The following is a 15,403-nucleotide window of genomic DNA, read 5'->3' on the forward strand; positions in this document are numbered from 1 at the left end:
CTTGAGTTAATCCTTTTGATTCAGGTAGGGGGTGATATCCTCCACATCAATCTGCTCCGGACTTAGAAATTCCTGCGCGTACTTTCTGTATATACCTTCTTTGAGGAATATGTCGAAAATCTCGGAGTCAATCTGCTCATCCTTGCACATATAAGTCATGATCCTCAAAGCCTGCGACAGGGTTTTGGATTTCTTGTAAGGACGGTCTGAAGCGGTAAGTGCTTCAAAAACATCCGCAATCGCCAGAATGCGGGATTCAACCGAAAGAGAACTGCGGTCCCTTTTCAACGGATATCCTTTTCCGTTCAGATGCTCGTGATGCCCGGCCGCAATTTCCGGAACTCTGCTGAACCGTTCAGGAAAAGGAATCTGTCTGAGCATCTCAAGACCGCTCAGGGTATGCTCGTTGATCTTGAACCGCTCTTCAGCGGTCAGGGTTCCCTGTGTAGTGCACAAATTGTATATCTCACCGCGGTTGTATTCGTTTTCAGGCACTTGTATGGGATTGCCGTGGATATCTTTCAAATGATCGTAGGATTTGGAACGGGGAATAATATGCTCGGCCTTATCCGCGAGAAGCTTCTCCTCCACCGGAAGAGCGCCGCCGGAATCTTCATCCATACGGGCAAGCTCTATGTGGCCGACTCCCGCTCTGCTGTCGAAGTGGCGGAGCCATGTGCGTTCCGCAATTTCACGAATCCGCGCCATTTTGTGACCGGACAGGTATTCGCTGCCGTTGTTGCATTCCGCGATAAACTCAAAATCATCTTCGAGGCGCCTGATCTCTTCTTCCATTTCCCGGCGCAGTATTTCCTCATCACCGCCTGCCTGAAGTTTCCGGTAAAAATCGATCTCCACATCCCGGCGCATGACCTCGAAACGCATACGGACTTCGTGAATCCGGTCATAGATGGTTTCAAGTTTTGTTCCCTTGTCCACAACATATTCAGGAGTGATAACCTTTCCGCAGTCATGCAGCCATCCGGCAAGCCACATCTGTCTCCGTTCATCTTCAGAATCAAGCCTGAAATCCGCCAGAGAGCCTTCATCCGTCCTGTGGACTGCTTCGGCCAGCATCTCGGCAAGCTGCGGAACACGGGTGCAGTGCCCGGCGGTATAAGGAGACTTGGCGTCAATGGAAGAAGCAATCACCCTGATTAATGAATCCAGAAGCTCTTCAAGGGAGTTTACCAGATAATGGTTATCCAGCCCCACAGCGGCCTGTGCCATGAGTGACCCGAGAAGCCCCTGCATACCTGTATCCGTGTTATCCTCCACATTCTGAATTTCCTCCACGCCGGGATTGAATAACTGAATAACCCCGAGCAGTTCATCGCCGCGGCTTATTATGGGAACGGATATGAGGGAATTGACCGTGACATGACCGTGCTCCCGCTCCATCCCGGTGGGGAAAAGCGAGTAGGATACTCCCGAATCGGTGATAACACGGCCTGATGTATAAGCCTCGCACGCAGGGCGCAACAATGAGTCAGGAGCCAGAAAATCGGCAATGCCGGGGATGACCATAACCCGGGGAACCGGATTCTCGGAAAGCCCTCCGAGCACGGTACTTGAAGAGTTGAGCGAGATGAGCTCAACGCCCAGTTTATTTCCGTTTTTGAGATAAAGAACTCCCCCGTCCGCCTTAAGCAGGTCCCGGGCAGATTCGAATATCAGCTGCACCAGACGGCCCATTTTCTTTTCTCCGGAAAGGGCCAGCCCGCCGTCCACCAGTTTTTTCAGACGGCCCTGTGTGATGACAAGGCTTTCAGTCTTCTCGCTGATGGTTGACTTCATAACTTCACAGGCCCCGCCAAGCTCATGCAGCTCCAGTATATTGCTGTCGACCGGTGTTGACGGAGAGAAGTCGAACTGCTGGACTTTACGGGCCTCGCGCACCAGTGCCTTCAATGCTCCGGAAGCCCTGCGGCCCAGATAAAATGAGATCATGGTAAGAATGGACATGATAATTAGGGAACCGACCAGAATCCGCAAAGACATACGCGAAATATGCCCGGTAATATCACTTACCGGGGCAGCGGCGGCAATCACCAGAGGCAGGCCTGAATCCAGGGGCATGGGGGTGAGGCTGGCCATGAAAGGCTCACCGTCAACCTCAACAAAAAAAGGGCAGGACGGACTGCACTTCTCAGGTTTACCCGAAAAATCAGCCACTTTACTGACAACAGGGTCTGCGGACTTTCCGGCATCAATAAACCCGCTATCAGGTCCATCCACGCCTTTCCATCCTTCACCGGGGCAGGAGATCAGCCTGTTACCGGAATCAACCACCCAGATCTTTCCATTGGCGGTAAGCTTCTGCTCGGAAAGCATTTCCCCGATACGGGCCATGCTGATATCCATACCGAACACACCACCGCCATCCGCCAGCGTTCTGGCGCAGGTTACCCCCGGCAGGCGGGAACTGCTGAAAACATAAGGCGGGGTGAAAACACATTTTTCCGTTCCGGATGCGGACTTAAACCATGGCCTGACCCTCGGGTCGTATTCGGCGGTCTTCACACGGGTTCCAAGCATCTTCAGCCCGGAATCAAAGAAACGCCAGACCTCCTTACGCTCATGGTTTCCGTCACAGCATATGGAACGGTCAATATAGGCAGAGTTCAGCGGCGAATCATACTTCTCCAGAATATACTCATTCCCGCGCACCTTTATCACCTGATAAAACGCTCCGTCATCATAACCGATGTAAGCGGACATGGTTTCCTCATCAGCATCAAGAACCGCTCTCAAGGCCCGGAAATTATTCTGCAGACTTTTTGTGGAGGAAGTAGTTATATTACTGTCTACTGCGGAAGACGCAATATCAGTCAGGGCCGCAACAGGCTCAATGAATGCCTCAAGGCGGGCTTCCGTTTTCTGGGTTATTTCCTGAAAAAAATCCTCGGCGGATTCAATTGCCGCTTCATTGGATTCACTCTTGACGATTGCAAGGATAGTAAGAGTCAAAAGCAGACAGGTACCTGCCAGCATTGAAGTAACCAGAAAAGCGATGGAAAATCTTTTTTTGCTCATAAGGTAGCACTTAGGGTCAGGAATACAGGTTATAAAAGAGAAAAGATTAAAAACTCTATAACATTGCGGTCAGTAAAAAACAATCTTCAAGGATTATTTATAAGGACGGCAAAAAAAGAGGTGCTCCCGATGTTCAATACACCGGAAGCACCGCCATGTTGCTAATATTTATAGCAAAACCTGTTCAACACCCCGGCAGATCCGGGGCACGCCGTTCTAATCAGTTCATTAATGATTACAGGACAATAAAGGATTTTACCGGAAAAGGATCAATGCTCTTGTTCCGCCCGTCCCTACTTACCGTTATTTATCATTCCGGTAAGTTTCTTGAACTCGTTTTTCATTTCAGTATTCCTGAACACTATAAGTTCCGGGGTCTGCAATTCCGAAAGACGGTCCAGCATGGAATTGGCATTACGCATCAGGGTGATCAGGCTGTGCGCCCCCTGCACGGTTTCGTAGGTATTAAGAGCCACTTCGTACTCATCCTGCACTCCGGCCTTTGCCGTGGAAATCCGGCGCCTGTTCTTTTCAAGGTAGTCCGCATAGAGGTACGCGGTGCGCACGGTAAGCCCCTGCGCTATGAGGTTGGTTTTGTAGATCATGGTATACTTGGCCGGTTCCTGCTGGATTCTGGCCTTGGTCTTTTCGATCAGAACTTTCTGCTTTTCGATGATATCGTTTATGCGGACAAGGTATACGTCACTGATCTTGTCTTCATAATGGGCGTAGAGGTTGAGCAGGATGCGCAGCAGCATGGTGTGCATGCCGTAATAACGCTTGGCCATCTCGATATTCTCATTGGCTTCCGAAGTCAGGCGCTGGAGTTCGGCGGTTATCAGCTTGACGTTGTTGAAGACCGAGACAAGCTGCACATCATCGCTTCCGGTAACACTGTAGACCAGCGTCTCCACCTGCTCACGGTCCACCTTCATGCCTATTGCGCGCATCTCGTCCATCAACTGGTCGATGAGTTTTTCAACCCGCTCGCCATTCTCCTTGCGGCGCTGCTTGAGATCTTCAACTTCCTTGTCGATGGAGGCGGCATCTTTCTTCCAGACCTCCCACTTCTCAACCTTATGCGGCGCGGCCAGTCGTTCGGTTTTAAGTTCGGCTATCTGCTCACTGCACCTTTGAGAATCGTCCCGGAGTTCCTGAATCGCCCGCTTGGTTTCGGACATATCTGAAATACCCAGAATCTCGATGCATTCGTCTAAAAGCTTGTTGATTCTGCGGTCCAGACTTTCCTTGTCATCCTTTAGCGGATTCCAGTCAGCATCGGGCGCGTCGGCTTTTTTGGCCAGATCGGCAACAGCCTCATGCAGCAGCGGGTGCACATCACCCCAGATATCTTCAAGGGATTCGGCCTGAGCCGGAACCGCCATGCAAAGGATCAGGGCAACCGCAAATAAAAATCTTCTCACTGTTCAAACTCCAAAAATATATTCTGCCGCATACGGCAATCTTTCAATCAGTACGTTACAGACAAGGCCTTTAAATCTTGTTTTCCGGCATAATCAGAATCTCGTAATGCCGTGAAAAACTATGTTTAAATTAACTAAACTAAAATTTCAACACTATTATCAAACAAAAAGGGCAGCCTGCGTTCAACAGCCGCCCTTTTACCAAAGACTGGATTCCATGATAAACAATCATTAAACTAAACATAAGACATAAAAAGTTTACATGTCATAAACAGAAAAAGTTATTTACCGGATTCTTCAGTTTCCATATCGTCTGCATAGGCGTAGCCGTTCTTTCCGAATTTCTTGATGGCGTACATGGCGCTGTCAGCTTTTTTGAGCAGTTCTTCAGCATCAGTTTCATCCATCTCAGGACTCCAGATCGAAATCCCGACACTGGCTCCAACCTGCACTTCATTTCCCTTGTACGAATATGGTTTGCGGACAGCTTCAATCATTTTCCCGGCAACCATTCCCGCATCATCTTTTTCCTTAAGCTCGCACAGTACCACCAGAAATTCATCGCCACCGATACGGGCCACCGTATCCACTTCCCGTACGCAGGATTTGAGACGCTCCCCGGTTTCAATAAGCACCGCGTCCCCGGCATCATGGCCCAGAGTATCGTTTACCGATTTGAACCCGTCCAGATCGACAAAACAGATAGCCGAAAGCATATTTTTCCTTCTGGCGGAAAAAACAGCCTGCTCTATCCTGTCCCTTGCAAGACGCAGCGAAGGGAGTCCGGTCAGGGAATCATGTGTGGCCAGATAACGTATTTTCTCCTCACGTTCTTTTCGTTCGGTGATATCCTGATGCGTGCCGGACATAAGCAAAGGTTTCCCGTCCTTAGTCCAGGAAGCAACCCTGCCCCGGGTGAGAACCCAGACCCAGTGTCCTTCCTTGTGTTTCATGCGTACTTCGTATTCATATTGATCAAGTTCACCATTGAAATGTCTGTTCAGCAGTTCTTTGGAAGCATCGAGGTCATCGGGATGGCAGAAGCTCATCCATGTGTCGACTGTCGTGGGCGAAATTTCTTCCAGAGTATAACCGATAATTCCGGCCCAGCGTGCGTTGAAAACGGTCTTTCCGGTCTGGACATTCCATTCCCATGTTCCGATGTTGGTCCCGCGGATGATGTCGGACAGTCTTCTTCTCTGGGCTACCACTTCCTCCTCAGTCCGCCGCAGCTCGGTAATATCCTGATTGACCCCGAGGACTCGGTTGTTTTTACCTGAACCGTCCCCGAGGACAGTGAACCGCACAACAATATTCCTGACCTCACCGTCCCTGCGGATAATGCGGTTTTCCACCTGAGCGGTTGAGTGTGCATACTCGTTATTGGCTATGCGCTCGATTTCCCCGGAATAAAGCTCGTAATCCTCGGGATGGATAAAATTCCTGCCGTAATCCTCGGCAGACATGAGCATTCCGCCTTCGGCCTCGGCGGTGGTTCCGTAAATTGAGTAGAACTGGTCATTGAACAGAAATTCCTTTTTTTCCATGTCCAGTTCCCACTGCCCCATGGAGGCGATCTCCATTGCCATGTGCAATTTCTTTTCGTTGTTCCTGAGTTCTTCCTCGATCCTGCGGCGATCAATCAGAATCATGATATTGTTGACGAACGCGCTGAGCTGGGATGCGTCATCATCGGTGTAATCCTCTTCCTTGTTCGCCACGGCTGCAATGGCCGCGACCTTGTCATGAAGAACCACCGGAACCAGAAGAACCCTGAGAATGGGAACATGCCCATACGGAGAAGTGTGTCTGGCAATGCTGCTCTTTTGGTAGTCATTCACTATGACCGGGCGCATTTTATTAACCACTCTGGCCCAGAGGCTGCTGTCTTCAATCTCAATACTGGGCTGCTTATCATCCAGAGCGCATTCCGCCATGACCTCCCGTGAAGAAATCTGTAATTCAAGCCTTCCGTCTTTTACGAAACCGAAAAATGAGAACCTGCTGGAAGTCATGGACTGTGCTTCACTGAGCATCATGTCGCAAAGCGCTTCGTAGTCTGCCTCAACCATTCGCGAGACATGCCACAGGGCTTCCAGACGGCTCTTGAGAACCATCTGCTCCCTGCGGACTTTATGGCTCTCTGTAAAATCCCGAAACTCGACAATCCGGGCCACCCTGCCTTTGTAAGGCATATTCCTGCCTTCAAGATGCAGGGGATATTCTTCACCGTTTTTCCTCAGCCCGGTGACCTCGTATGTTTTTTCATACCCCTCGGCCATCTTCCGCGTGATGACAGGCCGGGAACTTTCAGTCACAAGCATCAGACCGTCCATGCCGATAAGTTCGTCCCGGGAATAGCCGGTTATTTTTTCCAGCATGCTATTGCAATCAATTATGATTCCGTTGTCATGGATCAGAATACCGCCGGAAGAAGCGTTGCTGAGTGCCTTGAACCGCTCTTCGCTTTCCTTCAGGGCATCTTCAGCTTCCTTGCGCTCGGTAAACTCCTCATGGACACCGATAAGGCGGACCGTCCCGCCTGAAGAATCCTTTTCAACCACCCTGCATCTGGAATTGATCCATTTGTATTCCCCGGACTTGGTGCGCATGCGGAAGGAAGTTTTCAGGGGATAGGCTTCATTACAGTTACTGAGCTGGCATTCCTTGGCGGTGAGGATATCATCGGGGTGGACCAGATTCTGCCATGTATCCAGTTCCTGCGGGAAATCGTCAGGCTCATAGCCGAGCATGGTGAACCATGTGGAGTTCAGATACACTTCCCCGGTCTGGACATTCCAGTCCCATACGCCCTCATTGGCGATATCAAGGGCAGTCTCCAGCCGCCGCAACTTCCGGTCTTTTTCAAGTCCCGCCTCTCTGCAGCCCGTAATATTTCTTGAAAAACAAAGCACGGCAGGACCATCCACCCCTTCCGCCAGACTCAGGGAAATATCCACCCAGAATTCGGAACCGTCAGCGGCAATCCCTTTCAGGGACTCGCGCACGGGCTCCTCTTTCATGGCAAGACATCCGGCTATGGCTACTTCCATCCGCTCCGCATATTCCGGATGGAAAAGATTGGAAAAACTCATGGAAAGCATTTGTTCGGAAGTGTACCCGAAAAGGCCGGCAAAAGCTGAATTGCAATGCAGTATCCTGCCTCCGCTTAACACGGAAATCCCTCCATGGGACTTTTCAAAAAGGGCTTCATAGTCAAAGTGCATATATATAGAGTCCTGTGAATGTGATAAAAACGTAATCAGCTGACGAAATGCTAAGAATGGATATTACCTTGCAGATTACATCGGTAAACCACTTTACGCAACCCGAACTGTTACTCCACTTAGCTCCGAAGCAATGGGAATAACTTTATATCACTAATACCCAGCCCTGTAGCAGACCGCTTTTTGATCTTCCTGCACCTTCTAAAAACATCCCAGCTCTTTTTGAGCATGTTCCGTTTTAAACACCACCTGAAGCACGGACCCTTTCATTTACTGCCCTGAGAGCAATTAAATGTGAATTTTGTAACAATTATAAAGCAAAAATAACATAATACCCCGATTTAATGTTTCACGACTGGACACCGATTCAACTCAGGCATATAAAACCCTCCGAAAGGGATAGGTTTTCCCCTTCTTATGCACTCTGCGCCTGCACTTGCGGACCTGATTCACAGATCACCCGCATGCATGCGTCAGGCCGTGTCGCCAGCACGGCTTCCTCCACAAGTGCGCACCGCCCTTGTGCGATCTTCCTGCTGAAAGCATTTTCCGCAACAGCGCGGGCCTAAATCCAATTCCTGCGGAGAATGCCGGACTTCTACTTCATCCCGGCCCGGTTTTACTGATGAAAAAATGGAGAGACCAATGACCAGAGACAAGGCTAAGACCTTTATGTCCATCTTCCTGGGGAATGCCCCCCTGTGGTACAAGATGGCCATCATCGGATTCCTGATCCTGAACCCGATCCTGCTGACCACAGCGGGGCCTTTTATCGCCGGATGGGCGCTCATCGCCGAATTTATCTTCACCCTGACCATGGCACTCAAGTGCTACCCGCTTCCGGCTGGCGGACTGCTGGCCATGGAGGCGGTCATCATCGGACTGACCACTCCGGAAACCATCTATCATGAAGCTCATAACAACTTTGAAGTTATCCTGCTTTTGATCTTCATGGTCGCTGGTATCTATTTCATGAAAGACTTTCTGCAGTTCACGTTCACCCGTATTCTGGTAAATGTGCAGTCCAAGCAGAAAATCTCACTGCTTTTCTGCGGAGCCGGAGCATTCCTTTCCGCTTTTCTTGATGCCCTTACCGTTACCGCGGTTATCATCTCGGTGGCCTACGCTTTCTACTCCGTCTACCACCGCTTCATTTCCCAGCAGTCCGGCGAAGGCTCGCACAGTCTCGCCTCCGACCTGCACCTCAAGGAAACCAACCGTGCAGAGCTTCAGGAATTCCGCGCTTTCCTGCGTAACATCATGATGCACGGCGCTGTGGGAACCGCTCTAGGCGGAGTCTGCACTCTGGTCGGTGAGCCCCAGAACCTGCTTATCGGGCACGAAATGGGCTGGCACTTCATGACCTTCCTGCTTGAAGTAGCCCCGGTAACCTTCCCTGTTTTAATCGTGGGCATGCTGACCTGCGTGGGTGTCGAAAAATACAAGATCTTCGGTTACGGAGCTGAACTGCCCGGCAACATCCGTTCCTTCCTCTTTGAAGAAGCAATGCGCGAAGAAGAGAAACAGGGCGAAGCCGGAAAAATGAAAATCATGATTCAGGCCGCCACCGGTGTATGGCTGATCATCGCCCTCGCCTTCCATCTGGCCGCGGTGGGTATCACAGGTCTTTCCATCATCGTGCTGCTGACCGCCTTCACCGGGGTTATCGAGGAAAGCCGCATCGGCCACGCTTTTGAAGAGGCACTGCCTTTTACCGCGCTGCTGGTCGTTTTCTTCTCCGTTGTGGCGGTTATCCACTCCCAGCACCTTTTCGCGCCGATCATTGAATATGTACTCAGCCTGCAGGGTCAGGCTCAGCTTGCCGCTTACTACATCGCCAACGGCCTGCTTTCCGCCATTTCCGATAACGTGTTCGTGGCCACGGTCTACATCTCCGAAACCAAGCTGCACTTCACCCAGCTTCTGGGAGCAATCCCCAACATCGGCATGACCGGTCAGGAACTCATGAGCAAGCTCACCGACCCGCACCTCGCACGCGCGGACGTTCTCGGAGCACTGCCGCAGCAGGCTGCAGAACAGGCGGGCCGCATCATGGCCCAGTTCGACCGCCTCGCCGTTGCCATCAACACCGGGACCAACATCCCCTCCGTGGCGACTCCCAACGGACAGGCAGCGTTCCTGTTCCTGCTGACCAGCGCGCTGGCTCCGGTCATCCGCTTGTCCTACGGACGCATGGTCCTGCTGGCACTGCCCTACACAATCACCATGTCCATTGCCGGACTTCTGGCGGTGGACCTGTTCTTATAGAATTCACTCACCCTACTCCTTACGAAGGACCATCCCCTTCTGGTCCGCTCGTAAAACCAAGGGTCAGCCGTTTTCCGGCTGACCCTTTTTAATTTTCCCGCCAAATTCCAGAAAAGTAATTCCGGTTTTACTGCTTTTTCTGCCCGGAAAAGCCGCTTTATAAATGTATAAATCACCTATCTCTCCAAAAGCCGGAAACTAATTTCCTATACGCCATGGCAAAAATTCCTTTTGTCTATTTTTTGATACTTATATTATTTTATATATATGTATATACACAAAAAAAAACATGGTAGATGCTGCGCATAACATAACCAAGGGCAAGTATATTTCGTAAACAGTGACCTGGCAATTGTAGCAGCAACTGGATTCTTGTCGCCATCATCAAAGCTGAATAAAGCCCAGGACACACAATTATGCTGCCGTAATAGACGGCAACATATTTTGTACGCGAGGAGAATTTGTTAATGAATATAAACGAAAAAATGAAAGCCGCCCTCACCGTGGCCGCCATTGCCGGAACCTGTGCTCTTTCCAGCCCTTCTTTCGCGGCATGGACTTCTGACGCGCCGAATAAACTGGCTACAAACATCACTGCGGGAGCAGTCGATACAACACGTTCAGAAGGCATGGTCATTGTCGGTTCGGAAGGTAAGCTATACCGGATGTCCACGAGCTCAATGAAGGGAAGTGATCCCCAGTGGAGCAAAAGAGCAATCCCGGTTGCCGGTGATTTCGCAGATATTGTATATGAAACCACAACAAGCGGATTTTACTGGGCAGTTACCGAAACCGGAGAACTTGTACAAAGCTCCGACAGTGCAGCATGGAACACAGTGGAAATAGCTGATCCGGCTAAAAGTGCCATTGCAGGCAAAAAAGTTGTCGGGATTACTGCCTGTGGAGACGGTGAAGGCGACAGCGACATTGTGATCACTACCGCAGATGGTGTTGTTGTCTATTTCGATCAATCTGCCAGCTCATGGAATGTCACAGCAGCCGACCTCGCAGGTGAAAACATAGCCACCGCAGGTATCACCGGCATTAAAGCCCTGACCGGGGAAGACGGCAAAGTCGTTGTTTTCGGTAAAGGCGGCGGCAACGGCAACGCCAACAACGTGTACACCGTGACCATCGGAAGTGACACTGTTGTAGGCTTTAATGTCGAAAACTGCCCGAACATCAACGACATGGCCATCCATACCAAAAGCTCATGGTACGCAGTCGGTGACACCGCCGCAGTTGTCAAAGGAGCGCAGGACCTTTCCGGAGCGACTGCAAATATCGGAGTAGCCAAGCTTGACCTCAAACAGGCGGATGGAACCACCGCCTACACCGGAACCGCAGACCTGCTTTCAGTTGAGTACAACAATTCCAGCAATCTCGGTTACATTTCCGGCGCCGAAGGAACCCTGTTCCGTCTTTCGGACACTACCGCAGTAGCTAAATCCAGCGGCACAACCGAAGACCTGAACGATGTAAACCTTGTCTTCAGCGGTGCTATCAAAAGGGCTTTTGCTTCCGGTAACAACGGTGCGTCCATGTACGGCTCCGAGGAGTGCTGGTCTGATATAAGTTCCGTCACCGGCCTTCCCGGCTCAGGTACACCTTCACCGAGGGCACTCATCTCAAAGGGCTCTGTCTTTTACATGATCGATGGCACCACCAACAAGCTCTACAGTTCCTCCAGCCCCAACTCAGCTTGGACTGAGGCATCACTTGCACCCGCCAACGGAGCTACCCCCAACATGGCAGCGAGAGTTGTCATCGGCACAACCTCTGGCGGAGACACTTATGTTGCCCAATACAGCAGCTCCATGGATGGTAGATCCGTTATAACCTATAAAGCTGGAGACACGACAAACGCTCCCGGAACATCGGATTTAGGTCAGGAGACACCCCATTTCGCTGTTGCAAATTTCAATGGCGAGCCTGTTCTCTTCAAAGCACGGGGTGCAAGCTTTGCAGCCAGAGATCTCGCCAGCACTTCAGGAATATTCATGGGAGCAGGCACTGGGCTTACTGGAGAAATACAATCTTTAGCAGCATCAACCAATGGTCTTTACGCTGTTGATAAAGCTACCAAGACAACCGTCTACGCCCGTGTTCAGTCCCCGGGCAATACTGAAACTCTGGATCTGAGTAAATCAGAAGTAGGACCGGGCTGGACGGCAGTATCCGTAATCACCACATACCTTGCTGATAATGGCAATGTGACCGCTGATAAATTATTCCCTGTGACAGGCGGTGTCGTGCTTGTTACATCTGACGGGAAACTACATTTGATTACTGATCAGGCTGATGCCGATGTCACTTCAAATGAAATACAAATCAAAGCTCTTGACTGCCCTGCAACCGACGTTGATGCGGCTTCTAAAGTACGTGACGTTTCCGGATCTGCAACTAACATGGCCGTGGCATTCAATCCAGGCGGAGCAACTGATCCTGAAGTCTGGCACTACACCGAAGGCGGCAGCTGGGAAAGGTATGAAGATGTCGAAAATTCCTTAGGTATCAGCGACATCGCAGGCATTGCAGCTTCCGGGACAAAAATCGCTATTTATGATTATGATGAACTGGGCTACTCCACCGGAAACTCCTACACCACCGCAGTTCCTGACGGGGCACTTCCGGTCGGCACAAAGATCTCCAGTGTTTTCAATGCCACCAAAAGCGAAATCTACGTCGGTGGTCAGGACGGCCTGCTCTACAACGGAACCCTTAAAGAGGGTGCCAGCTCCATCGCCTGGAAAGAAAAACGCTACAACGATTCTTTCTTCGGTTCTTACGATTTGACTAAAATCACCGGTGCCGGAGATAAGGTTTTTGCAGCATATGGCAGCTTCGGAAGCGACCTCGCATGGAAAGACCTGACTGCCACTGAATGGACCCAGCTTAGTAAAAGCTCAGGCTCTGTAGGCACCATCAATGACATGCAGGCCATTGACAGCTCCATCATTTACTTTGCCAGCGCAAGCAACGGTTTTGTTAAAGGAACAGTGGATTCCGGCAGCAACCAGATCGCCTATACACAACAGAGCGTCTCGGGAGCGGGATCTATTCCCGGCTCTCTGGCCGCATTGAGCGCAATTGATTCAGATACCGTTTATGCAATTGCGACAAGCAAGCTTTATAAGCTGAGCTCTCCTTCGGGCGATCAGTGGACATTGGACATAATAAACATCACCAACACTGAAACCCTCAATGATATTGTCGCGGTATCCAGTGACGAAATTTATGCTGTCGGGGACAATGGTTACGCAGTAAAATACGATGGCAGCTCCGCAACCAACCTGCCCGCAATCACCGGAACCCCGAAACTGACCTCCTGCTGGGCACAGAAAGGCTTCCTTTACACCACTGACGATGCGGGCAAGGTTCACACCTACAATGCCAACACCAATGGATGGACCACCGAAACCGTCAGGTCCGGCGTTGAACTTGCTGATATCAGCGGTTCCGCCAAAGGCGAATATCTCCTTGCGGTCGGTGCGGACAGCACTTCCTACCTGAACGAGATCTCCGGCGGCTCCGACTCGGAAGACGGAGGCGGAAGCAAGGACAGCTCAGTCAGCCCCAACACTGACGACAGCGCAGTTGTCAGCTCTGAGACTCCGGTAAAAAGAACTCCGGATGTTCTGGCAAAGACCTACGGAACTCCCTCCGATATGGCCGTTGTGAGTGAGGTTCAGCAGTTCACCACCACCGGAGGTGTAACAAGCGGCTCCACCCACACATTCACCTTCAACTTCACCCCCACTGAGAATTACGATTTCAACAATGTGATTCTCTATAAGCTGAAGGCAGCGGGAGACAACCTTACCTACAGACGTCTCGGTGCGGCTCCGGCAACCCCGGCTTCCGGAGATTTCTGGATCACAACTTCAACGGGTGGAGCAGTAGGCCCCGGTGACACCCTTGTTTCCGGCACAACCTACGCTGTATACTTCGCACTGGCGGACGGCAGCCCCTACGATGATGACAACGTTGACGGCAAGATCACCGACCCCGCTGTTCTTGGAACCATTTCAAGTGGCGGCAGCTCCGGTTGTGTCTTCAACCCGGCCCAGACCCTGGGCCTTGAATGGCTGATGCTGGCGTTTGCTCCTGTGGCAGCGTTCTTCCGCAGCCGTTTCAAGTAAAAATAAGCCTGACAGAATAAACAATTAAATCTCAAGCGGAAAATGCAGTATGCATATTCCGCTTGAGATTTTTAATTCTCCCCGTCACTGATTCAATCCACAAACCTGACGATAGAACCGCTCTCATCCCTTTCCTGCCTGAGGAACTTAGCCATATCGAAATCACTGTCCCTGACAATCCGGGACTGGTCTTCGGGGCTGACTTCATTGTAAGGATCATCAATGGCGGACTCCGGAACATTGTTTTTTCCGTAGAGTCTCTCATATATTTCCAGATATTTGCCGTTCTTTTTTATTACACTCAAGCCTTCCCGAAATTTCCTCTCATAAAACGCGCCCTTGGTGTGCCTGCCGCTGAAGGCCATATACTGCGGAATATAAAGCCAGAAATTTAGAAATCCCCAGTTTTCGAGATCTTCAGGTGAAGTTTCAGCCACAAAATAAGGTGTTACTCCCAGAACCTCAAAGCCCAGTTCATAACGTCCGGCCCTGACCATCTTGTATGTCTGCTGCGGACTCTCTGATTTGATTACCACCCTGCCCCTGAACCCGGCTTCATTGAATGGATTGTATCCACCATAGCTCAATATCCTGAACGAAGGATCGATATCTGAAAAATCCTTTGCACTTTGAAGGTTGCGCAACTGTTCACGAGTCAGGTTCGGCTTGTAGTACATCAGCCCCAGCGGAACGTTCCAGTAACTTACTTTCGTCACTTCCATCTGCTCGTTTTTCTTCAAGTCATTGAGGGTTTCGCCGTCCGCGCAGACAGCGTAACCGCCAACATAAAATGTACGGATAGTCCTGTTGGGCGGCAGGATATCAATTTCCGCGGAAAGTCCCGAGGCTTTATAAGCGGCTTTGACAAGTTCATTCTGAAATCCGGTCTGGTCGGGATTCTGGTAAGGAGAATACTCATGCGCGTTCACCATAACAATCTCGTCAGCCATACAGCGGATATTCAGTGAAATGACGGCTATGACCATCATAAAGGATATAATAAAGCAGTGTCTCCAGGCCAATATGATCTCCTTTCACTTGTAAAAAGACTTTATCAGATCACTACCGTACCATTATAATCAGGCCACAATCAATATAATCAACAACGAAATTCAGGAACCACTTTTATGGAAGATGAAATGAAAGGGCTAACAAATACAAATATAACCGAATTGCAGATTGTGCGGACTATTTCCGACCCATCACTATGCGGCAGAGCCTGGTGCAGCAGCAGAAACAAGCCGGAAACTGAAAAATAAAACAGGATAATTCTCCCAAAATCAGATACCTGCATACTCATTGCGGT

At 50.4% G+C, this 15,403-nt stretch carries 6 protein-coding genes; 2 read left to right on the forward strand and 4 right to left on the reverse strand.

Annotation, left to right across the window (positions count from 1 at the left end; translation table 11 throughout):
* Window positions 1-6: 6 nt before the first annotated feature.
* From ACZ5PW_RS16070 to ACZ5PW_RS16080, 3 genes are all read right to left on the reverse strand, one after another.
* Window positions 7-3,036 carry an HD domain-containing phosphohydrolase gene (locus ACZ5PW_RS16070; RefSeq protein ID WP_464555535.1) on the reverse strand — a complete coding sequence of 1,010 codons (3,030 nt, stop codon included), beginning with the start codon at window positions 3,034-3,036 and terminating at the stop codon, window positions 7-9.
* Window positions 3,037-3,329: 293 nt separating this feature from the next.
* Window positions 3,330-4,460, reverse strand: a complete 1,131-nt coding sequence (locus tag ACZ5PW_RS16075) for a hypothetical protein (protein WP_464555537.1) — start codon at window positions 4,458-4,460, stop codon at window positions 3,330-3,332.
* Between the two features lie 281 nt (window positions 4,461-4,741).
* Entirely contained in the window at window positions 4,742-7,687 is a 2,946-nt protein-coding gene (locus tag ACZ5PW_RS16080; RefSeq protein ID WP_464555540.1) for a PAS domain S-box protein, read from the reverse strand.
* A 645-nt stretch (window positions 7,688-8,332) separates the two neighbouring features.
* Between ACZ5PW_RS16080 and nhaB the strand changes: the two genes are divergently transcribed.
* A complete protein-coding gene (nhaB, locus tag ACZ5PW_RS16085) occupies window positions 8,333-9,955 on the forward strand; it encodes a sodium/proton antiporter NhaB (protein ID WP_464555542.1) in 1,623 nt (540 codons plus the stop codon).
* Window positions 9,956-10,422: 467 nt separating this feature from the next.
* Window positions 10,423-14,097, forward strand: a complete 3,675-nt coding sequence (locus tag ACZ5PW_RS16090) for a hypothetical protein (protein ID WP_464555543.1) — start codon at window positions 10,423-10,425, stop codon at window positions 14,095-14,097.
* A 92-nt stretch (window positions 14,098-14,189) separates the two neighbouring features.
* Here the strand turns inward: ACZ5PW_RS16090 and ACZ5PW_RS16095 are convergent, their stop codons facing one another.
* Window positions 14,190-15,119, reverse strand: coding sequence for a hypothetical protein (locus ACZ5PW_RS16095; RefSeq protein ID WP_464555545.1), 930 nt, complete (start codon window positions 15,117-15,119; stop codon window positions 14,190-14,192).
* Window positions 15,120-15,403 lie beyond the last annotated feature (284 nt).

It is taken from the genome of Maridesulfovibrio salinus (assembly GCF_055394525.1).